The following is a 24,671-nucleotide window of genomic DNA, read 5'->3' as shown; positions in this document are numbered from 1 at the left end:
AAAACAGTGAAATGCCATCCTATTCTTTGATTATTCTACGAGTAATCGTTTCTTTTCCGTTTGAAAGCTTAAGCAGGTAAACACCACTGGTATACTGACTCAGATCAATCGTGCGTCCGGATTCAGAAATATATTCACTCCAAATAACACTCCCATCCACCGAGAGCATGGTCAGATGACGATAGGAACGATCCAGACCGGACCAGTCAATATTAATAACACCGTCCGTAGGGTTAGGAAACACGTTAAACCCTGAAGATTCCTTAATATCCAGAGGGCTGGCAACTACAAACTCTACAATGTACTCTCTCGTGGTTTGACCTGCCTCAGTAGTAACCGTTATAGATGCCTGCCCTGGAAGTGCAGAAGCTGGCTCTATTTTAATCTTGGAAAAGGGAACACCGGAAAATGCAACCACATTAGGTATAACCTTCGTTCCTGTCGGCAACTCTATCATATAGTGCAAGCTATCCGGATGAAAATCCTCCAGCTTTTTGCCACCCACAAAAATACTGTCTAAAGTAGCATTTACGGTATTCGGACTGTAATACATCACAGCGGTCAGGTAGTTTGAATAGGTGACATATTTACCTCTCATCCACATCACGTCAAATGATCCCGGAACATGTCCACGCGGGATCACCGGCCGCACGTTTATCACACTATCAGGCGTGTTTTTAGTGAGCTGTTCAGTGTCCCAATTTTCTCCTTTGTCGCTGGTGGTGTATTTAAAAATTTCGAAAACACCATCTACCTGTTTTGACAAATAAACTACTGAAGGGTCGTCAGGGTCCACGGTCAAGCCTCCGGAATAATTAGGTTCCGGCTCTCCGGCACCTTCAGGGGTCTGAGGAAACCATCGCCCACTATTCACGATGTGATTGTTGTTCCATTGAGTCCCGTCCCAGTGTGCATAGTAGTAGTCGTGATTGAGGTCATCCGGGAAGGCTGCATAAAGGATCACCGGGCTTTCATTTTCGTCCAGCGCAATGTCCCACGTCCAGCCTTTACCCAGTGAAGCGTCATATACCACTTCCGGCTCCCCGGCATCTATGTCGAGGGCATCTGCCGCACCACTGTAGCTTTTAATCAGCGTACCATCTGCTTTGTAAAACTTGTTGTTCTTAAAATACACATAGTAAATTTTATTCGCAGACTCCTGACGCGGATGACCTGTAGTAAAGGTAATGTGCATACCACCCTTGCTATCTTGTGTATACTTTACATAAGGCCGCTGCTGGCTGCCTCCCCTGGTGATAAGCTCCTGTGGTGTGCCCCATGTCACTCCACCATCGGTAGATACACACATGGTAGGGTGCCAGGTAGAACCATCGCGATAAAACATGACCGTAGAATCCCCGATCTGGTATGGGTTGGCATACGTCACACTGGTTCCAAAAGTGGCTTCCGGTCCAAATGAAGTAATGTCTTCCGGGTTTTCTGAAACTACCACCCGCATGGGGCCGTAAAAATGTCCCGAGTAGGCTACCACAATTCGTCCGTCCTCCCGGATCAAAAAGGTGGGATTGTTATGATCATCCACCTGAAATTTCTCATTGATCGTATGCGTGATGATCTCACCTGTCTCATGGTTGTAGCTACCTACCTGCACAGTGCCATCACTGGTGACCCAACCTGTGTAAGTCTGCTTCTTTTCGCCTTCATAGTATACTGCGCGCGGATCCTGAAACCAGCACCAGGTACCATCCGAAGTAAACTCCTTCGTACCTGGAGCCATCCAGGGTGGCAACACTTCCTTTACATTAATGGTCTTGGTAAGTGAACCGCTGGTTACCTCAATGGAGCCATCAGTTAACGACTCTTTATTGTCAAAGGCTGCAGTTACTGATACGGCAGAACACTTAACTTCCTCCGGAGTAATGGAGGCAGGTGTGAGGGTCATCCCGTCAGGAGCAGAAAAGGTAATGTCCTCCGTGAATCCGAAACCGCTGACCTCAAAAGACTGTGACAATCGTGTACTGTCGTAGGTCAATTCTGTCTTTGAAACCGAAAGGAAAGGGTCTCCGGTATATTCTTCCAGGGACAGATCTCGAATACCACCCAGAACCCCCGAACTGGCTTCCAGGGTAAAATAATAAGTGCCTGTTTCATCCGGAGTGAATGCCAGCTCCATATCATGTAAAATTTCTTTAGAGGGCGCACTCACCTGATCTTTGGCAACGGTCTTCCCTGAGTTATCCTTAGCCGAATTGATCTGGTAGGTATACACCGGAGCGCTTCCGTTATTGTGCCAGGCAATCTTGGCTGTGAAAATATAAGTTTTACAGGCTTCCAGGTCTGCGGGATAGCTAAAAATCGAAGAGGTAGTAGTACCACCTACTCCATCCCACCGTACAAACAGGATGCGACCAGTCAGGGTACCTTCACCATAAGCGTAACTTATGTCATCCTGAAAACGAACGCCAAAAGCATTGGCCTCAGCCCATGTAATCGCCGGGGAACAATCCCACCCAAAGTTGCTTGGCTCTGAGCCTGCACCGGTGGCTCCTCCCCCATCCCAGTCTGACATCAGGTTTTGGGCGGACAGGGCCTGTGTCATTAGTACTAAAACATAAAAAAATAAAAGTCTGTAAAGTTTTTTCATCGCGAAAATTAGGTTTCTCTTCTTAAGGAGAAGGGAGCAAAATCAAAAATGATACTGAAATCAATGATTTTTTTGATTTATATTTTTATAGATAAAACCTACTCTTTTACCAGTTTCAGAATAGTGAGATGCACTCCGTCATGAATTTTCAGAAAATACAGTCCGTTTTTTAACCCTGAGACATCTACATCCGCACCTTTTGCTGTCAGCTGAACCCCAACTTGCTGAAGCCTTCCGGACAAGTCAATAATTTGAATAGATGGATGGGTATTGGCTTTGCCGGTCCAGTTTACGTGAATATTTTCCCGGGCCGGATTTGGGCCAAATGACATCCTCGACCTTTGTAAAGCCACCGGTAAAGCCAATACAGCTTCGGCTGAAAGGATGGTGTACGAAGTGCCAGCATTGGTCTGTAGAAAAAGCGTGTCATTAACCAATCCAATTTCATCAGGCTGGAAGCTGATCAAAACAGTTTCCGAGCCGTTCCCGCCTATAGTCAATGCCTGCGGACTTACTGAAAACCCTTCCGGTGCAGACATTTGGGTAATTTCCAATTGATCTGTGCCCATATTGGTGATCAACACGGACAGAGAATTACCGGAACCAAGCAGCACCAGACCAAAGTCCACCTTTTCTGGCAATTTGGCTTTGGCTACCAGCACATCACAGGCATCACCCACCCCATCTTCGTCCAGGTCAGACTGGTCACCATTAGCTATGTATGGACAACTATCCGAATCATTATCCACCCCGTCACCATCGATATCTTCGGGCGAAACAATACGCACATTAAACTGAAAAACGACATGCACTGAGAGTTCTCCGGCAGAGGTATAAACCAATGCCTGCCGAATAGTGTATTCATCACCAACCTCACTTGAATTCGGATATTGACCTATATTGAAGGTTAAGTTGTCAGGATTGAATTCAGAAAAAATATAGCTGTTGTTTCCCCAGGTAGTAACATTCCCACCTTCATCAAACCAATGACCTGGTGCGCTGGCCGTAGATTGATAATCGAACGCTCCTGAAGGAGTCACCGCACCGTAAAGGACAGATGATCCAATGGCTGCTTTCACCTCAGAAGCCTGAATAACAAACGCCCTGCAAATAGCCTCCAGGTTTAGCTCCACAGGTTTACTGGGGTAAGGGTTGGCATTGCCGGTAAATGGCAGCAATGTCACATCATAGGTCAGCGTATCATTATAAGGCTGGTCTTCTTCCGAAAATTCGTAAACTCCATACAGGTTGGTATGATCGAACCCGACCTGGTAAGGCCATTGCTCATCATTGCTGTCATTGTCATCCCACTGATGGTGCCAGTGACTTTGAGGCGCTCCTGATACCACCAGCCAGAGTTTTTCGGATTTATCCGGTACAGTAAAGGTGAGCGTATCTTTCGGGTTTCCCGAATCAAAAACGGGAGACCGCATTGGGCTGTACACTCGTGTTCCATTTTTCAGCAAAGTAACCAGACCATAGCGCCATCCCGCGTCCTCCTGGTTTAATGACCGGTAACCATCCGCTCCGGCTTTTCCTTCAAAATACACCGTAACTTCAGCTGATCCATCCGGCACATTGAGCCTGATGGCATTATAACCATAGTTCTCAAGGCATTTAGATGAATCTATCATCCAATATCCGTCTTCTGTCTCAGTCATTGGGGCAGATCCATGAGCGCTGGTATAATTTCTCCCATATTCCTTAATGGATGGTATGTCCCAGGTAATCATCCGGGCAGCGTGATCGTATAGCTCATCATTAAACTCTTCCTGAGTCACACCTGTAATTCGCTTATAAGCATCTACCGGATCTTCCGGAAACTGTGAGTCACGCCAAAGCCTGCCTATGAAATCTTTACCATGCAAGTGGGTCCAGTAATCCTGTATGAAATAGTTAGCATAGCGAGGCGCCTCATGCAGGATATGTTTGTGGGTACTGGCCAGATAATTGCCAAAGTTGTGATCCGTAAACTTCGCTTCGGGAAAGACTTCAAAAGCCATCCACTGGGCGCACTGCTCCCACCAGCCGTTACCGCCTTCTCCGTTTGGTCCCAGCCCATACATCCAGCCTCCCGGATGACCATCGCAGTGCACCTGGTACTGAAAGCAATGACCTACCTCATGAGCTACTGTCGTGCCGGATGCCTGGGCAGCATTGGCGCTAAGGCTAAGCAGCCCGATCATATCATCCACACCCGATCCGGTAGCCTGCCAGGTGGTAGAGTAGTATAGCAAAATGATCATTTTGTAGGTGTCGGTCCTGGAATCTCCTTCTATGATAAACTTCAGCGAGTCGCGGTACATTTCAAAACTTGTTTCCGCAATGTCCAATACGGCATCCACGTCTACCTGGTAGCTGCTGTTTGGGGTGGTTTTTGGATCAGTCCCATAACCAGCTTCCCAGAAGACAATGAAGTTTTCAGATTCTCTGCTTCGGGCATAGCTCCATTTACCTGCATCATTGTTCAGGTCTATATTCCCGAACGAGGATGGTACATAAATGGACTTTTCACTCTGCTGAGCGTACGGCCTATCAAGTGTTCCTAGCATAAATAGCATTAAGCCCAGGTACACGAAATATGATTTACAATGGATCATGAATTAGTATCAAGTAATGTCTTGTCTATTAAAACAAGGGCTTACCCATAGAGAATGATACCAATCATGAAGGATTTTATAAATAAAAGTTAATGCCATTTCTTAAGCATGTTTTCTTACATCCTCTCCTTCTTACATCCTCTCCCTGGTCGGGCACCCCTTCACCCAAAGGGAGGGACAAAGGGAGCTTAACCAAATGGCATTAATTCTACTCTGTCAAGTTGCGATTAAGCAGTTAGGAGTAAGGAGTATGGGTTTGATACAAATATTCCCCCTTTTTCTTGCAAAGAGGGCGATGGGGGTTATAGAAAAATTTACCAAACCCATACTCCCTTATGATCATTCAATATAATTTAACAAAGTAGGGTTACCGTCAATCGAAAGTACCACGATTAAAACCACCAGGAGCCCCCGATGACAGATACATTCCTGATTTAACTCCTATGGTTTTCCAGCTTTCACCAGGATTACACTAAATGAGTAAGCCGGTAGCGTATAATCCAAATTCGAGGTAACAGCAATTTCAGTTACCTCAGGCTTTACATCTTCATCCTCGGGGTGACCTTTCATAACAGAAAGAAGGGCTTTGGAGTCCGGATTACCCATTGGAGACAAATCCAATGAAGCACCCACCTCTTCAGGGAGCAGGTTGACCAGCTTAATGATATAGTCTCCGGAATCTTCATCCTTTACTACCGAAGCAGCTACCCGCTTTTTCACATCTTTACTTTGATTGGAAAGATCGATGTAAGATGGAATATACACCTGACCAGAATTGTTACCAAAAAGCTTTTGCACATGATAACTGGTGGTCAGCTTTACCTCAGTATTGTTGAAGTAGATGAGATCGGGGTTCCAGTTGGTCTTACCTTCTTTTGCCAGGAGGGGTGCATAGGAAGTCATGGTCACCACATCAGCATTGCGTTCAACTGATATGAGGTAAATCGCTTCAGTCAGTGCTGTTTCCATGTTTAGCTTTCTGCCCGGACCATGGGCAGCATACTCTCCCAGATATACTTTCGGACCATTTCGGTCGTACTTATCGTAAAAATCCTGATTGTTTAATAGCCAACCCGGGGGCACGTAGTAGTGCTCGTCTACCATGGGCACTTCCAGCTTTTTGGCAAAATCCCAGCCTACCTCATAATCCGTACCCGTATAAAAAGGCCCCACCGTACCAATTACGATGATTTCCGGATATTTTTTCTGAACAGCTTCATAGATCATAGCGAACCGCTCTTTAAAGATATTTGTGATCAGGTCCTCGTTTCCAATACCCAGATATTTCAGATTAAAAGGCTCCGGATGGCCAGCTTCTATCCGCTTTCTCCCCCATTCAGTATTCTTATCACCATTGGCCCATTCGATCAGGTCCAGCACATCCTGCACATACTCATCCATTTCGCCAAGTGGTATACCACCACACTGACCGTGACCTCCGGTTCCGGAATTTTGGCAAGGCACTCCGGCAGCCAGCACGGGTACCGGCTCGGCCCCTATATCCTCACAAAACTGAAAATACTCATAATACCCAAGACCCAATGTCTGGTGATATCCCCAAAGATTTCGCATAGGCACTCTCTCCTCCAATGGTCCTATGGAGTTTTTCCACCGGTAAATATTTTCCAGCCCGTCTCCATGAGCCACACAGCCCCCGGGAAAGCGTACAAATTTTGGATTCAGGTCTGCTATCGTTTGAGCCAGGTCAGCACGCAAACCATTCTTTCTTCCTTTAAAAGTCTTTTGAGGGAAAAGCGAGATCATATCCAATGCCAGCTTACTGTCAGACTCAGGAATAATCTCCAGATGGGCATCTGTTACTGATTCATTTGCCTCGATCGTCGATTGAAATTTCTTCCAACTCCCCTCGATCTCTTTGATACGACATTCTCCAAAATTGCCCGATCCGTCTTTAGCTACCAGACGAACTGTTATCTCACCGGCAGATCCAACCAATGATTTCGCAAATACTGAAAAATCATACTTTTCGCCTTTTTCGACCGGTATGCCATCCCAACCTTCGTTGATCAGTCCCTTATCCTCAGGCCGACCTTCCAGTACTGCGTAGTACCTGTTGTTTTCATGTATGGGGGCCGTTGAGTCAATTTTAAATCCATATTTCTCGCCTTCCCAAGACCAGGACCACCATTGGTTCCATTCTTTATTATTTCCCCATTTATCTCGTGGCAGGTATTCGAAATCACGATTCTGAATGAGCTCAGCATATAATCCACCATCTGCCGCCCGGCTAATATCCTCGAAGAAAATCCCGATAAGCTCATCGCTGATTGCTTTGGATTCATCCGGAGTAAGGGTGATCCTCGCCTTCACCGGCTCCAGGTCAGCAAATCGCTGTGGATCGTCTTTCATGGATTCTCTTCGCTCACTTTCATGAAACTCACTCCATTCGTAGTGTTTGATCAGGTCTTCCACAAGCTCCCAGGAAACTTTGTTGACCGCCCCTTCATACACATCACCATCAATCGTCGCTTTCACCCGGTTATTTAGTCGCTTAACCCCTGGATACTCTTTTGTAGGTGAGTAGTCTTTAAAATTTTTCGTAGTTACCATGAAACAATCATCTTCTTCATCACTCATCCAGCTCACCACATAGGAGCTTCCCTGTTTTGAAATTTCTGGCTTGTAGACATTACCTTCGGGCATCACTTCAGGATACACCTGGCTATCCCATTCGTACAGGTTTTCAGAGCTGGCATGTGCAAACTGATGAATTCCTTCATTGAGACTCCACACACAATGCCACCTGCCCTCTTCATCCGGAAACAAATACGGATCAAACATGCGCTTTTGGGATCCCCATCGTCCAAAATCAGAAAACAAAAACCGATGATGCGGACCTATGCCGTGCCAGTTTTTCTGATCCATGCTCCAGGCCAACAGCAGACCACTTTTTCCCTCATCTCTTGAATAGGCAAACAGATAGGTGGAATCTGTGGGACCAACCAATCCATTCGATACGTGACTTGAATTTGCTTGATTGACAAAAAGCAGGGAAAGTAACACAAAACAGGAAATGGAACACCTCAGCGTATATTGCCTCATAAGTCTTAAATTCATCCGGAATAATATTTTAATCAAATTTCATAAATAGCTTTAGCCTGGATAATCCAGGCCGACGTGGAACGAATTATTTATTGAGAACCCTAAACGCACTGATAATCAGCGATTCGATAGCTATCGGATTGACTACTTTTCATTTGCAGTATGATTGTGAATTTTTTTGACTGAATGTCGCATTAACTTACTGTTAGTCAATTCTTTAAGCCAACATGAACCGAAGTTTATGAATTAAGCAGGTTAGATAGCCAAAGTTATTGTTTTTGTTGGAAAACAATGGTCGTCAGAGATATGGAGGTGTAGAAAAAGTACTCTTCTCAGGATTGGCACCTAATACATAATTTCAATCTACCCTCACCAGGATTTCTTCCAGGGCTGTTCCTATCAGTATATTATTGACTTCTACCCTTCGGTAAAAGTTGCCCGTGAGATAAAGGGTATCGTTTTGGATCCGAAAGTGATAAAAATTAGCTACTCCACAAGTTCCCAGGTCTGGAAATAACCGGTCTTACTTATGTTACCATCTTTATCACACGCTGAGATACTGAGCAAATTGCCCTCCAACTCCACTTTAAAATGTGCTGTATCGCCTATACGATCTGCTATGGTAAAGTATTCCAGGTATTCCGTATAGATTCCATTTTCATAGGTATAAGTGCCCCCATTAAATCCTCTGTTGCTATTATAAACAGTATCTTGCCAGAGCGAGGTAAAATGGGTCTCATTGATAACCTTCATTTGCCTGGTATTATCGGCTGAATAGTTTGTTTTCCCATCAGGTCCATAATAAACCCCACTTTTCATTTCCCAGGTACCTATCATGGGATTGGTCTTTTCGCTCCCTGATAAAGTAATAAACGAAATACCCCCTATGAGTATCAGTATGGCAACAATCGAAACAATTCTCATTGAATAAAATTTGTACATTTTAAGACTTAATCCGATATCCTACAAAGATATCTATCTTTATAAGGGAATGTTGTCTTTTTTGATACCGTTTTTTAAGAAAAACTTCTAATATTTTTGGTTATTAGAAGTTTAATAAGAATTGCCTGGAAATTTCCAATAAATCAGTTATACTCAAATTTTCATTAACACCATCCCATTCTACTTCCCTCAGAGTTAAACTCTTTAGGGTAATTTGATTAATTAGACATCATACGGAAAGGAGAATCAATCGGCGAGTCTCTCGTATTTAAGATAGTGGTAAATACCGTTTTAAATATTTATCCCACCCTCATGGCGAAAAAATCAAAAACAATCTCACTCTATACTTTATAGAATGAGATTGTCTTGTTTACAGAACTATTTCAAATTTAGTATCCCGGGTTCTGAGTGAGCTCCGCATCTTTATTCAGATCGATCTCATTTTGAGGAATAGGCAACAACATATGATGGCTATCCAGGCCGTTAGTTGTCTCGATGTTTCCATCAGCCAGGGGAGCTGTACCATTCAGAGTTCTTGCTCTGTCTACTAAAGTCCCTGTACGTACCAAAGTCATCCTTCTGTTTTCTTCTCCTACCAGTTCTCTGGCACGCTCATCCAGAATAAGGTCTAAATCTACATCTGCCGGATCAACATTTGAAGCATTTGCTCTGTCACGTAACATATTGATATCATCAGCAGCTCCTGCAAGATTTCCCTGCTTAAATCGTGCTTCTGCTCTCAAAAGATATGTTTCCCCTAATCGCATCAGGATATAATCCTTCCAGTTACCATACCCAAAAGTATCCCTGGAATCAAATTGCTTCCATTTAAGCGTATAAGGAGCATACTTATAGATGGTATCAGCAGCAAAAATCCTTAATGTATCAATATTTTCACCCTCGAAAGGTTCATCAACATCCTTTGGGATGTAAAATTCAGCGTCCTCTCCATAGGGGATAGGTACTCCTCTTATGGTATCATACCTTTCACCAGGATTATTAAAATATTGCTGACGTTTTATATTGTGTTGGGAATTTCGCATATCACCTGGCTCGTATAATCCGTACAACACCCAGTTATTCAGGCGCATACGTGTCAGCCCTCTTCCACCTAATGAATCCGCCGGTACCATACCGGGAAGGTCATGATAAGCGCCTCCCCATACTCTACGCTGTTGTGGCCAGCCTGTAGACCCACCAGGAACATCAGCCGGGTTTTCTTCTTCAAGTACCCATATAGCTTCCGTATTTCCCTGAGATCTGCGTTGATTACCTACAAAGAACATATCAGAAAAAGGATCACCGGGCTGATCTGCCTGCACGCCATAGCGCTCTGTGATCAGGCTAAACCTTCCACTGTTAATGATCTCATCCAATTGATCTTCTGCCAGGCCAGGTTCGTCTATACGAAGATAAACCTCGGCAAGTAGCTGTCTTGCCATTGATTCGTTTGGACGAGCTTCATGCCTGGTATTATCAATTGTTGGGAGATTACTTACCGCAAATAACAGGTCTTCTACGATCTGATCATTGACTTCACCAAGGGGTGTCCGGGTGAAATCTGTGCGTGCATCGGTGACAGGCTCTGTTAATAACGGAACATCCCCGTAAAGAGTAGCCAGCATATTATAAGCATAAGCCCTGAAGAAACGCCCTTCAGCATTATAAGTATCCATTTGCTCCTGAGTGAGGTCAGCCTCTCCACCTTCTGCATTGGCAATGAGTATGTTTGCATTGCCTATTAACTTGTACAAATACTGCCAAAGATCATCTACTCCATCACTGGTAGAGTTCAGTAATGCGTAATCAAAAAACGGACGTGCATCTCCATTGGACCTGCCCGATGGAGCCCACGTAATATCCGTTCCCAACTGAAAGATCCCCAGCAAGGTCTGATCATCTGTTCGGGTATACCAAGTACTAAAGTGATTATGCAGACCTACAACTGCTGCTTCAAAGCCCAATTCGTCATTCAAGGATTCGGGAGCGAATGAATCTTTCACTTCCTCGTCCAGAAAAGAATCATTACAACTGCTAATCAGGGTAATCCCTAACAAAGCAGTTAAGCATATTTTTATCATATAATTCATTTGATTCAATTTTTTAAGTGAAACCATCAGATCAGAGTGAAACATTCAGACCAAGTGAAATGGTACGAACCAGAGGATAGTTGTTCGTCCAGTCACCTCCCCCTCTCGAGTCATAGTTCATCTCAGGATCCCAGCCAAACCAGTCAGTGAACGTATAGAGGTTTCTACCTGCGATGTACACGATCATGTTTTGGATACCATATTTGTCCAGGAGATCAGCCGGTAAACTATAGCTTAGGCGAACGTCTTTGATACGTACATAACTATAATCCTCAGAAAACGAATATCCTCTATAATTATTAAAAGCTGCTAAAGATGGCCAATAGTTGCTTGGGTTTTCAGGCGTCCAGTATTTGAACCCTTCAGGCAGGTTTCTACGACCTGCTTCATCTGCGTACGTCAAATCCCTGTTGCTACGCAATCCACCCTGTGAGGTCTGAATAAATACTCTCAGGTTAAAATTCTTATATCGAAAGGTATTGGTTAATCCGCCGATCCATTTCGGATCTCTTTGACCAATGATCACCCTGTCTTCTGCTGTAATCTGCTGATCACCATCCTGATCCTTGAACTTTAGATCACCAGGCTGAGAAATGGGATCAGTTGAACTCACGTCTTCACCTTCCTGCCAGATACCCAACTTTTCATAGTCATAAACCACACGGAGCGGTTCACCGATAAACCAGCGATTTCCTATATCATCCTCACCATCACCGTAAAGTTCCAGAATTTTGTTTTTGTAAGTCGAAAAATTCAAGCCGGTTTCCCAGGAAAAGTCGTTTTGTTCAATATTTACAGTATTCAGAGTCAACTCGAAACCCACATTTTGCATCTTACCCAGATTAGCCCATACATTGCTAAAACCCGATGTATTAGGCAGGTTTCTCCTTAGTAGCAGGTCCTTGCTTACTGTCTTATAAACCTCTACAGTTCCATATATTTTGCTTTTAATAAACCCAAAATCAATAGCTCCGTTAGTCGCAGTTGTAGTTTCCCAGTTTAGGTTAGGGTTACCCAATCGATTGTAAAGAATACCTGTAAGCGCCGTACCACCAAATGGGTACTGAACTGCCTCAGCAGTAGATACGGTTTGATTCGGATCGATGGCCTGATTTCCGGTTTCACCATAGGAAAACCGAACTTTAAGTTGATCCACAATGGGAGAGGTGCTCAAAAAGCTTTCATTGCTGGCATTCCAGGCAACAGCAAGTGACGGGAACAACCCATATTTATCTGTATTAGCCCCAAAAGCTGAATAACCGTCTCTTCGAGCAGTCAATGTCAATAAATACCGGCTATCATAAGCATAGTTGATCCGCCCCATTTGGGAAACTAATGAGTATCCATTGCCATAGGAATCATTGGACTGTGTACTACCTGCACTCAGATTGTAAAACAGCAATCCATCATTTGTAAAATTTCTAGACTGAGCTTCAAACCCAAAATCATCTACTTTCTGTGCACTGTACAGCGCTGTAACATCCACATGATGCTTACCAAAATCCTTAGTGTATGTCACAATATTCTCTACCACCCAATTGGAGGACTCGTCGTAGGCGATTTCAGCCGTACCACTCTGGTCATTGGCTGCCCGACCTGTGTATTGCGACCATCGATCCAGATTGTAATTATAGGATCCGTTGATCCGATACTTCAGGCCTTCCAGAAATGGAGCTGAGATTTCTGCATACCCAGTCCCTGTCAGGTTTCTGTCACGATCTACACGCTCTCTGGTTAATCCCAATAACGGGTTAAGGAATAGCTGCTCTGGTGCCATCGGATAAATGATGTAATCACCATTTTCATCCCGGGGGACCGAATAAGGGCTCATGGCTGTGGCCTCCAGCAAGTTGACACGTCCACCGTCTGAATTATTCTCTGTAAAAAAGGCTGACGTACCTATTTTGATGTACTCATTGATTTTCGAGTCCAGATTGGCCCGGAAGGTGGTCTTCTTAAACTTATAGCCCTCTACTACTCCATCCTGGGACAGATGAGATCCGGAGAGGTAGTACTGCACATTTTTTGTGCCTCCGGATACGCTTAAGTTATGCTCCTGGATCCTCCCCGGCTGTGTCGCAAGGTCCATCCAGTCACTGGTAATTCCCTGATCATAATTTTCTACTTCTGCCGCATTGGGTAATACCGCGGTTTGTGCCAGTCCATTTGCATCCAGAAAATCGGCATACTTCTGTACATATTGATCCGGACCCATAGGTTCCAATACGTTAGCTATTTCTTCAAATCCAACATAGCCACTGTAGCGAACTGTCGGTTTGGCATCAATATCAGATCCTCGTTTAGTCGTGATCAGAATGACCCCATTGGCGCCTCGTGTACCATAAATAGCAACCGCAGAAGCATCTTTTAGCACTTCAATGGATGCAATGTCATTGGGGTTGATATCGTTGGTTTGTCCAAAAAAGGGCACTCCATCCAGGACAATAAACGGGCTGGTATTCGCACTGATCGAGTTAACTCCCCTGACCTGCATCGTTCCGGAGCTACCAGGCACTGAGCTATTTTGCGTAATATTTAATCCAGCTGTGGTCCCCTGTATAGCATGCATGAGGTTGGTTACGGGTAGGTTCTCCAGCCGGTCCTTAGGAACAGATGCTACCGATCCAGTCACGTCAGATCTTTTCTGAGTACCATATCCTACCACAACTACTTCTTCCAGACTAGCGTAATCCGGCTGAAGGGAAACATCAAATTGGGTCTGTTCTCCCACGGTGATCTCCTGCGATTTGTACCCCACAAATGAGACCAGAAGAACAGCATCTTCTGCTACTGTCAGCCTGAAGTTTCCATCCACATCAGTTATGGTACCATTGGTAGTGCCTTTTTCAACAATCGTGGCGCCAGGCAATGGTTCTCCATTTTCATCCGTGACGTTACCTGTTACTTCCGCCTGCTGTACTACTATATCCTCAATCACACGATCTTTTAAGATCCGATGAGGCTTTACGTGAATGGTCTGATCTATTCTCCTGAAAGAAAGGCTGGACTGCCTGGAAATTTCGGTAAGCAACTCCGCCATTGACCGTTGTCCATAGTTCAGGTCTATGTTTATCTTAGGGATCTCACTTTTCTTGTAAGCAAATTTGAATTCTGTTTTTTGCTCAATCTCCTCAAAAACCCTGGTTACTCTCTTATCGTTAATTCCCAGGTCAATCGTAATATTATCCAAGCTCTTCTGCGCCTCGCTTTCTAAGGCAAAAGCAAAAGAGTAGAGAGATATCTGTATAACTATTCCATAGATAGCACACTTCGACATCCAAATTAATTTTTTAGTTAATTTTGTTTTCATAAGATTGGTTTTTGGTAAAAAATTTTATCAAAGACTCCAGGCTCATGATTGCTGGAAAACATTGCCGTGTTCCATCCAGCATCATGAGCTTTTTTGTGATTATGTTGAGTTGTACATCATCATTAATTTATAATTACAGTTTCATCATTAATTGTATATTCAAAATCATATATGTAGGACAGCCCGTCCAATACGGTCTGTAATGACTTATTATGGTACTCTCCGGAAAAATCTCTTTTCATATCAAGTTCTTTCCTGATCAGGATTGAGACTCCATACCATCTTTCAAGCGTTCGTACGATTTCTTTAATATTTTCCTCTTTGAAGTACAGTGTTTTGTTTTTCCAACTAAGTATTTCTTTATGGTCATAGCCGGTCACTCTATATGATTGGTTAAGTCTGTCACAAATGGCCATCTGGTCTGGCTCTAATTCGATAGGCTTACCTTTGTTATTATGATGAACAGCCACTTTCCCACTTGCTACGGCTACTTGAACAGAATTCTCCTCAGGATAGGCCCGCACGTTAAAGGACGTTCCTAAAACCTTCACATCAAGGTCTCTCGTTTTTATTATAAAAGGCCTGGATCTATCAGGTTCTATCTCAAAAAACGCCTCCCCTACCAGCTCTACTTTACGTTCATCAGAAGCAAAGTGCTCCGGTGTTATAAGCTTGCTGCCGGCATTAAGCTTTATCTTACTGCCATCGGGAAGTTTTACACTGATCTTCTGACCGGGTAAGCTTACTTTCTCTATGTAAGTGATATGTGGTTTATTTTTGTCATTTCTTACACTGGTGTTAAGAAACAGAGCAATAAAAAACCCAATAGCTAAAATCGCAGCAATTCTTAAAACAGGCTTGTAGTAAGTATTTATAATTCGGTTTTTTCCAGGAATGCTCTCTTGTGTATCACTCAAAAGCTTTTCCCAAATCTTTCCCCTGCTTTTCTCAGTCACCTCCCGGTTGTTCTGCCAGGATTGTTCGAGCTTATAAAGTAATCTCGGATTATCATCATCTGCAGCTAACCATTGAGTAAGTCGCGCGCTATCCTCAGAAGACAGTTGGCCTTCCAGGTACTTAAGAATGACACCGTTTATTTTGTCAGAATCTTTCAAGTTGTTTTTCTCCTGTTTCACTTATAAAGAGGAAAACGGCAGCAACTATTCCTATGAAATCAAAAATTTTTATACCTGATAGACAAAAAACGTGTACGCTTTGAATATTTCCCATCAAATGAGGTGGATAATTATTAAAATATCAATTTCCTTTTCCTAAATGATCTTTAACCACCTGCTTAATGCGGCCCAGGGCCTTGGAAAGCTGATTTTTAATGGTTGACTCAGAGATACCCAGCTCAGCGGCAGCCTCGCTGTACTTCATATGCCGGACTTTAATCAGGTCATACACCACCTTACAGTGCTCAGGTAATTCTTCTATTGACTTTCTGATGGATACCAGAAGCTCCTTTTCTATAAGCAGATCCTCGGGAGTAAGCCCCTCAATCCTCTTCATAGTCAATTCAAAATCAGAAAGCTGGAATTTATACGGGTGGTTGGCTACTTCTTTCACTGCCTGATTCCGTACGGAAACGAATAAATATGCACTCAGATCCTGAATCTCCGCAGTCCTATCCCTCAAACGCCACAAATTCAAAAAAACCTCTGAAACGACATCTTCGGCTAATTTCTGATCATGTGTAACTGTAAGGGCAAACTCAAAAAGTCGATCAAAATAGGTGCGATACGCTTCTTCAAACCAGCTGCGGAAATCTACATACTTCTCCTGAGATCCAATGTCCCTTTCAGTTTCCAATATTGCTCGCATTAAGTGAACCCTCACCCCACGACCGGATGATGGTATCAAAGCCAAAAATATAGTTAATTGAAATGAGCCATCGCTCTTTTCAATATAAATTTTGCTACTTCAGCTGGACCGGAAATTCACTGTAGTATTCCTGCAATACGAAAAATGCCTCTTTCTTGATTCCCTGATCGGATATGAGTCCTTTCCTGTTCCAGTAATCCTGAATGTCTGCCAAAGGCCTCCTGGCTGAATAAAAATCCATCAGTATCCATGGTGTAGTACCCCGCAGAAAAGGAATGCCTTTCAGCATTTCAATATTGTTTTTATACACAGCTTCCTGGTACTCTTCCGTCCATCTTACATCTGACTCTCCGTGCATCCCCTGCAGCGCTCCACCACCAAACTCACTTATGATCAGTGGCTTTTCATAGATTGTTTTCCATTTTTGCTCCGAGCAGGATTCAGGAGTCCCGCCATACCAACCGCAATAATTATTGATCCCAATGACATCCAGGTATTCGCCGAAGGGATCGTCAATCACTCTGAACCCATCCCTGGAATGAGGCTCTAATGCCCCGGTGAGAAGTCGCGAATTATCCTGCGACCTGGCAGTCTCTACCAGTCGCTTAAGAAAATCAGTTCGAGGCTCACTGATAGGCGTTTCATTAGCTACGGACCACATAATGACTCCTGCGCGATTTTTATCCCGTTTGATCATATCGATCAGTTGCTGTTGGGCATTGTTAAAAACCGTACTGTTCTCCCATTCAATAGTCCAGTAAACCGGAATCTCAGACCAAACCATCATTCCCATTTCCTCAGCGATACGTACCATCGCTTCATTATGTGGATAATGCGCCAACCTCACGAAGTTACAGCCAAGCTCCTTTGCCCAGTGAAGCAACGTCCGGCACTGCTCAGGAGCGATTACTCTTCCTGCAGTGAAAGGTGCTACCTCATGAATGGAAATACCTTTGAGGAAAATTGGTTTCCCGTTTAGCAAAATATCATTTCCATCGGTTTCGATAGACCGAAATCCAATCTGGTCTGTCATATGATGCCCTCCAGAACTTATTTTAACGGTATATAGCCTGGGGTCTGTGTCTGACCAGAGTTCCAGTTTTTTCTTAAAGCTAAATGTGGCCCGGCCATTCTCATCTGGCACTGAAGTTACCTTGACGTTGGCCTCCGGAATGGAAATGGTTACTTCATTGAATTGGTTACCATCCAACTGTACCCATCCTTCCACTTCATTTTGGCTGCCCTTTTTGAGCTGAAGGTAGTAGTCCCTGATAAAGGTTTGAGGAAACTCCAACAAGCTGACCGAGCGGGTAATACCACCGAAATTATACCAGTCACTATTTACTGTGGGAATCTGTTCTTTTTTCCGTGTATTGTCCACTTTCAGAATCACAAAATTCTCTCCATCCTTTAGCAAATCCGTCACTTCAAAATTAAAAGGAGTAAAACCGCCCTGATGCTCTCCCAGTTTTTCACCATTCAGGTAAACTTTTGCATCGTAATTGGCAGCTCCAAAATAGAGAAATGCCCGGTTCTCACTCTTTTCATAACTGAAAGACTTCTTGTACCAGATGGTCCCTTCATAAAAGAAAAGATCCTCCTTTTGTGTATTCCAGTCTCCCGGAACATTGATCAGATCTGCATTATCAAAGTCATATTCTACCAGATCACTTGGTGAGTTGGGCTTTCGGTTTTTGAAAAATCCATTCGGGTTTACATTGTAGCGATAGTTATAGTACCCATTTTCCATGGGATCTATGATATACCGCCACTTCCCATCCAGCCGTATCGCATCACGATTTGGAACATTGGTGATCAATGGATAAGTGTCCTGGCCTAATGCATGTAGTGCGCTTACAAGAAAAAAGACTACTGAAAGGTTCTTAAAAAAGGTATGCATATTGTTCTCTTATTTTAACGAGGATATCCCCTCTAGTGTCGGAATTACTTTTTTGATGGAGCCATCCGGTTCAAACTCAAGTTTATCAATACATACTTCGCGATGAAACCCGGCAGCTCTTCCCATATTAATACCATCTGGCCTGGTAAATCGATGGTAGACAATATACCATTCATCTTTGCCAGGAACCTGAATAACTGAGTTATGGCCTGTGCCGTAAACTCCAAGCTCCGGCTCTTTAGCGATTACAAGATTATCTTCCGGAATGTTTAAAGGACCAGTGGGTGCGCTGGCCGTAGCATACCGGACACGGTAATCAGGATCTCTGGTATCGTTTTCTGACCAAAGGAAATAATAAGTCCCATTGCGGTAAAATACCTCAGCACCTTCCCTGAAGGTGTCATCTGGTGTCATCACCTGAATGGTAGTGCTATCAATAGAGGTCATGTCTTCGTTGAGCAGGGCCACTGCCATATAGCCATTCCCCCAATAAAGATAGCTTTGACCCGTTTTTGGATCTGTAAATACATCGGGATCAATCTCCTGTCCGCCACGTACTCCTTCAGGTTTAAAATCAATAAGTGGCTCTCCCTTATCCGTAAATGGTCCTTGAGGATCATCCGATACCGCTACACCGATCTTTTGAGCCGCTGTAAAGTAATAAAAGTACTTATAGTCATCGCCCATTTTCTTCTCGGTAGCCGTTGGAGCCCAGGCATTGCGATTGGCCCAACTCACATCAGTCCGCAAGTCCAGTATGGTGCCCTCCGGCTCCCAGCTGACCAGGTCAACTGATGAAAAGGTTTCAAAATATTTCCCGGACCACCCATGAAACCCATCGCTTGTAGGATAAAGGTAATACTTCTGTTCTCGTTCCGAATAGATAATTTCAGGGTCCGCATAGTACCCTTCAAGCACAGGATTGACATTTATAGAAGCGGTTACCTCAAAAGTCTTTGATTGATCATTCAGAGAAACTGTATACGTCACTGCTCCGGCCGTAAAATCCTGTGTCCCACTACTGGAGATCTCGGCTCCCGGAAATACCATAAACTGTGGGTCAAAAGATGATAGGTCTGTGCCCTGTTTTACCGGTAAATAGATCTTACCTTCTTCCTCCTCGATAACCATATTAATATTCTTTACCTGGTCAGATAAGCTGGTCACAATCGCGCCTTCATCCAATGTTCCCCACTTCGCATTTAAGGCATCCAGCTCAGATTGAGTGATTGGAATAACTGAACCATGCCGTGGGTGGAAGTTCATCGATATATCCCGATCAATCACCTGGAATTTTTCCAGGTCAGCACTTTCGCAAAACTGATATTTACCTGAAGTATACATATCATACATCAGAATATACTTATCCGAACCAATCAACTTGAAAGTACCGGAGCCTTCCACAGGCTGATCGGTTTGATCTACATAGTCCGTTCCTACTTCATAGCCTTCATTGATCTTATCCGAAACGGCCTTCAGAATCCCTTTAGCTCCTTCGTCTTCATTCTTAAAGAAGAAATGGTATTTATCATCTTTGTAGACAATGTCTCCATCTATACATGCACCATTCTTGAATAGTAATTGCCTGGGTTCCGCCTCAAGCCCCGTAAAGTCTTCATTAGCGTAAGCATAGTAAATGATATCCGCATCCTGGTTATGACGCATGGACCAGTAGATCATATACTTATCAGTCTCCTTATCGTAAATAGTTTGCGGTGCCCATACCCTGTTCACATCACCGAAGTTTTCCGGATAGGTTTCAGGAATATTGATCACAGTATGGGTCCAGTTGATCAAATCAGGGGACTTGAGTAAAACCATCGCATAATTCTGCCAGCCCATTTCCGGTACATACAGGTCCGTTAGCACCATGTAAAACATACCATCCTCTCCCCGCAAAATATGGGGGTCACGTACACCACCACTGGTGCTGATCTTCCTGGAGTCTATAACAGGTTGATTGTTGTTGAGTGCCCGGTAATTGTAACCATCCGAACTAACTGCATAGTATACCTGCTCCTGTCCGGGACCATTTCCCGTAAAGTACGCAAATAAGTATCCTGCGTAGGGCTCGTTTTCAGATACACAACTTGCCCCTACAAGGCCAAGAAACAAAATCATTACAGTGATGACGCTCTTAAAAGAAATAAAGGACCGGTATTTCATAGTACTTTTGTTTTGTGAATTACCAAATGTAATAATAAACGTATTAACTACACTTATTGAGAATGATTAGTTGACCTTCTGGTACACTCTCACATAATCCACCTCATAAACCCGTGGAAAAGTAGTAGTGGAAGGATCGCCGCCATTTGCTCCCAAAGCGAGGTTTAACAGGATATAATGGGGCTGATGGAATGGGTTAAATCCATCTGTATTGGTGGTCCTGGTGAGGTTAATTTCGTTTAACAATTCGTCATCCAAATAAAGCCGGATATAGTCCTTAGTCCATTCCATTTTCCACAGGTGAAATTTCTCAGGCCATTGAGGGTCCTTCTCCAGAAATTGATCCAATGAGACCTTTTCACTATCCCATAAGGTGTTGCTCCAATGATCACCCCAGGCAGCATTGGCCAGAATGACAGGGGTATCCTTTACACGATAAAACTCCATGATATCAATTTCACCGTTCGACGGCCAGGGCTTCTCAACACCAAGAGTCCATATGGCCGGCCACATGCCTCTGGAAGTGTCTATACGTGCTTTTATCTCAAAAATACCGTATTGAAAGGAGTGTTTGCCCCGGGTATTAATGCTTGAGGAAGTGTACTCAGCATAAGGCCTGTTTCTTTTCCAGCTTGCATCAGAAGGGTCAAAGCCGGGGTTGACCACCTTCTCCCGACGACCTTCTATGACCAGTAGCCCTTCCCTGATGCTGGCATTTTCAGCCTGATACCACTGTAGCTCTTCGTTGCGGACAAATCCACGCTCATAAGACCAGTCTGATGAATCAGGTTTGGTACCTTCATTGAATTCTTCTGCCCAAACCAATTGATATCCCTCAGCACCTTCCGGACTTTTTTCAGAGAGCGAACATGCTGCTGTTAGCAGTACTATTACAAAAAATCTCATCTGACTAGCCCATTTCAAACACACTTTTGATCTACTGACCATGAGGATTTTGACTGATGGTTCCAGATTGAAATGCCTATAAATTTGATAGATGTTCGTCTATTTATTTTCCAGGCATAAATGATGCTATTCACTAACCGGTTTAATGACAAAACTGTAGGTATACCCATCCTCTTCCAAACGATAAGACTTGTGAGGTAACGCTCCCCAGCTATTATCTCCACCAAGCCCTCGCTGAGCCAGGTCGATATGCAGCGTAGTAAAATCTCTGATCTTAATATCAGTAGGATGCTGCTGCTTCTTGGTAAGTCCGGGGTCCAGATCTTCTGCCATTACATTCAGGGCACTGAAATTCAGCGGCTGCATTCCTTCCACCAAAATGCCTTCACCCGCATCATTGGTTACCTTTAACCATCTTGTATCTGTCCGGTTGCCAAATTCCTGAGGACGGATATAGGGCATCACCTGATCGCTGACAGAAAACTTCCATATACCCATAAATGTAGCGCTCTTCCGGTCAGCGTAGTTTTCTCCCGGTCCTCGACCATAGTATTCCACATTAGTGAATTCCTCGCCAAGGCGTGTCCTCATCCCAAATCGTGGCAATTCCGGCAGGTCCTTTCCTTGCATATCCATTGCTACAGTGACCTTTATAGATCCATCATTACGGATTAGATATTCAGTAGTATAAGGTACTCCTATATCCGTCAATTCATACTTTACAGTAATTGGTAATCCTGATTCTGTTTTGTCTCCTACGGTTACATCTTTAACCTTTTTATTTTCATGCGCTGTTCTCCATACACCAAGACGTGAAGGCATTCCATTCCCGAAATCGTTATCGGTAGGAGCTCTCCAGAAATAAGGGTCCGGAAGTCTGAGCCACGTATCCCCATTTCTGTATTGGGAAAAACCACCCCTCTCTTTATTGAAAACTCCTGAAATGGATCCGGATGAAAACTCGATCGAATTTTCTTTTTCTTCAATCTTCAAATCACCTGTTACACTTTCAGGTTTAAAGTAATTTTCTTTTTCACCCAGCAAGAGTTGCTCCCGGGCTATCTCATGGTCTGCAGGAAGTACCTCTGTGGCGGTTTTAGTATAAGCAAACAGGTTTAGATAGTATTCATCTTTTGCATTGGTTTGAATTTTTGGCAGCTTGAGCTTTACCTCCGCCTTTTCATGCGGGCCGGCTTTTACTTTGAAGGGTTGACTCTCCACGAGACTTCCGTTTTTGTACAGTTCCCATTTAAAGGTGTATTGATCAAGATTTGTAAAATCGAACAGGTTTTGTACCTCTACCACGCCCATCGGATCTTTCAATGAGAAGAGCACATTCTGGTAAACCTTTTTTACCTCTACAATCCCCGGATGTGGTGTCCGGTTAGCCGATACAAGTCCATTTGCACAGAAATTTTCATCATTCTGAAAATTCAATCCTCCCAGATCTCCACCATATGCCCAGTAAGTTCCCATATCGTCTTCAGCCTTAAGGCCCTGATCTACCCAGTCCCAGATAAATCCTCCCTGCATCTTCGGGTCACTCATAATGATGTCCCAGTACTCCTGAAAGTTACCGTTACTGTTGCCCATGGCGTGAGAATACTCACACATGATGTACGGCCTGGTTTTTTCGTCTGATTCGGCATATCGTTTCATACTTCCCATACCCGGATACATAGGGCCTACAATATCCGTATTCCAGTCTTCGCCTGCCTGCTCAAACATCACCAACCTGGATTCGTCGCGTTCTTTGATCCATTTATAAGCATCATGAAATACGGGGCCATTTCCACATTCATTACCCATAGACCAGATAATTACAGATGGGTGGTTCTTATCCCGTTCTACGGCCCTTTTGATACGATCCATGTGGGCTGGCGCCCATTGAGGGAGATATGCGGGGTGCTTATCTTTATCAAACCACCCCTGATGCTCTGCACCCATAGCATGTGTTTCTATATTGGCTTCATCCACCAGATACAGTCCATACTTATCACACAGCTTATACCAGGTTGGATGCTGAGGGTAATGACTGGTACGTACAGCATTGATATTATGAGCTTTCATCAGCTGGATATCTTTGATCATGGTTTCTACAGATGGGACATGCCCCAGTTCATCATGATGGATATGAAGGTTTACTCCTTTCATGAGGACTGGCACTCCGTTTACCAGCATCTGAGCATTTTTCAGCTCCACTGTGCGGAATCCTACCTGCTCACCGGTTACCATTAGTGTGTTACCTGAAGCATCTTTTAGTGTCAAAATGCAATCATAAAGGTTTGGGGTCTCGGCACTCCACCTGGCTACATTTTTGACAGTAGTAGAAAATTGTACAGGCTGCTGTACTCCATTAAATGATTTTTCATCTGAATATACGGGCTTTTCTTCGCCTGCTTCTATCAGGTCTAATTTGATGCTGCCCGAAGCAGGTACTTCGCTATCAAAAGCTTTGAGGTCCACAGAAGCGCTGAAGACTCCATTCCGGTAATTTTCGTCAAGTCCTGCTTTCAGGAAGAAATCCCAGATGGATAGCTTTGGTAAGCTATACAAATAGACATTTTGCTCGATCCCGCTCAATCGCCAGAAATCCTGATCCTCCAGATACCGCCCATCATGCCATCTGAAGACCTGAACAGCTATCAGGTTTTCACCAGTTTGTGCATACTCTGTAACGTTAAATTCGGAAGGTGACTTTGATACTTTTGTCATACCTGCTTCCTTTCCATTGACGAATACTCTTGCATATCCTGAGATCGATCCGAAGTGAAGAATGATCTCACGCTCATCCCAGGTAGCTGGCACTTCAAAGGTTCTCCAATAGGTTCCTACAGGATTATACTCATTATCTACGTATGGTGGGTTTTTTGGAAATGGATAGGTAATGTTTGTATAAATAGGTAATCCGAAGCCTTCTATTTCCCAGTTGGATGGCACGGTAATGTTTTCCCATCTATCTCCCTGTTCAAGCAGATCTTCTGTGCTGAATCCTTCAGGTCGATTGGCCGGTTTCTTAACAAAATTAAACTTCCACGTACCATTTAAAGATTTAAAATATGGAGACCGTTCGTACTCATCAGCTCTGGCGTTGGGAAGGTTGTCATAAGCTATAAAATCGGTATGTCCCTCTAGCTTATTCCGATCAATGATGGTCGGATCTTCCCATTCATTACTTTGACCCTGAGCACAGGCTATTGATAAACCTGCTATTACTCCAATTAAAAATGTCTTAATTCTTTTCAATGCTACGATTCTACTCATT

General features: G+C 43.8%; 12 protein-coding genes. All 12 read right to left on the bottom strand.

Translation table 11 applies throughout. The annotated features are described in order from the left end of the window. Nucleotides 1-19 precede the first annotated feature (19 nt). Nucleotides 20-2,605, bottom strand: coding sequence for a T9SS type A sorting domain-containing protein (locus AC3E9V_RS02805; RefSeq protein ID WP_488751667.1), 2,586 nt, complete (start codon nt 2,603-2,605; stop codon nt 20-22). 98 nt (nt 2,606-2,703) lie between these two features. After that, a complete protein-coding gene (locus tag AC3E9V_RS02800) occupies nt 2,704-5,157 on the bottom strand; it encodes a DUF6055 domain-containing protein (RefSeq protein WP_488751666.1) in 2,454 nt (817 codons plus the stop codon). Nucleotides 5,158-5,646: 489 nt separating this feature from the next. After that, nucleotides 5,647-8,283, bottom strand: a complete 2,637-nt coding sequence (locus tag AC3E9V_RS02795) for an alpha-L-arabinofuranosidase C-terminal domain-containing protein (protein WP_488751665.1) — start codon at nt 8,281-8,283, stop codon at nt 5,647-5,649. Nucleotides 8,284-8,754: 471 nt separating this feature from the next. After that, nucleotides 8,755-9,192 (bottom strand): hypothetical protein, encoded by a 438-nt coding sequence (locus tag AC3E9V_RS02790; protein ID WP_488751664.1) that lies wholly within the window; start codon nt 9,190-9,192, stop codon nt 8,755-8,757. A gap of 407 nt (nt 9,193-9,599) precedes the next feature. Then, nucleotides 9,600-11,291 (bottom strand): RagB/SusD family nutrient uptake outer membrane protein, encoded by a 1,692-nt coding sequence (locus AC3E9V_RS02785; RefSeq protein WP_488751663.1) that lies wholly within the window; start codon nt 11,289-11,291, stop codon nt 9,600-9,602. Between the two features lie 40 nt (nt 11,292-11,331). Further along, nucleotides 11,332-14,577, bottom strand: a complete 3,246-nt coding sequence (locus tag AC3E9V_RS02780) for a SusC/RagA family TonB-linked outer membrane protein (protein ID WP_488751662.1) — start codon at nt 14,575-14,577, stop codon at nt 11,332-11,334. A 155-nt stretch (nt 14,578-14,732) separates the two neighbouring features. Further along, nucleotides 14,733-15,725, bottom strand: coding sequence for a FecR family protein (locus tag AC3E9V_RS02775; protein ID WP_488751661.1), 993 nt, complete (start codon nt 15,723-15,725; stop codon nt 14,733-14,735). Between the two features lie 142 nt (nt 15,726-15,867). Further along, the gene (locus tag AC3E9V_RS02770) at nt 15,868-16,434 is read right to left on the bottom strand and encodes an RNA polymerase sigma factor (protein ID WP_488751660.1); all 567 of its coding nucleotides are present in this window, start codon (nt 16,432-16,434) and stop codon (nt 15,868-15,870) included. A 94-nt stretch (nt 16,435-16,528) separates the two neighbouring features. After that, a complete protein-coding gene (locus AC3E9V_RS02765; protein ID WP_488751659.1) occupies nt 16,529-18,334 on the bottom strand; it encodes a glycoside hydrolase family 2 protein in 1,806 nt (601 codons plus the stop codon). Between the two features lie 9 nt (nt 18,335-18,343). Next, a complete protein-coding gene (locus AC3E9V_RS02760) occupies nt 18,344-20,500 on the bottom strand; it encodes a glycoside hydrolase family 43 protein (RefSeq protein ID WP_488751658.1) in 2,157 nt (718 codons plus the stop codon). A 66-nt stretch (nt 20,501-20,566) separates the two neighbouring features. Further along, nucleotides 20,567-21,406 (bottom strand): glycoside hydrolase family 16 protein, encoded by an 840-nt coding sequence (locus tag AC3E9V_RS02755; protein WP_488751657.1) that lies wholly within the window; start codon nt 21,404-21,406, stop codon nt 20,567-20,569. Between the two features lie 126 nt (nt 21,407-21,532). After that, entirely contained in the window at nt 21,533-24,670 is a 3,138-nt protein-coding gene (gene lacZ / locus AC3E9V_RS02750) for a beta-galactosidase, LacZ type (protein WP_488751656.1), read from the bottom strand. Nucleotide 24,671 lies beyond the last annotated feature (1 nt).

Source organism: Marinoscillum sp. HNIBRBA16962, from assembly GCF_057801515.1.
Note: the sequence above shows the minus strand (reverse complement) of the source record. Positions and strands in the feature narration are given on the sequence as shown.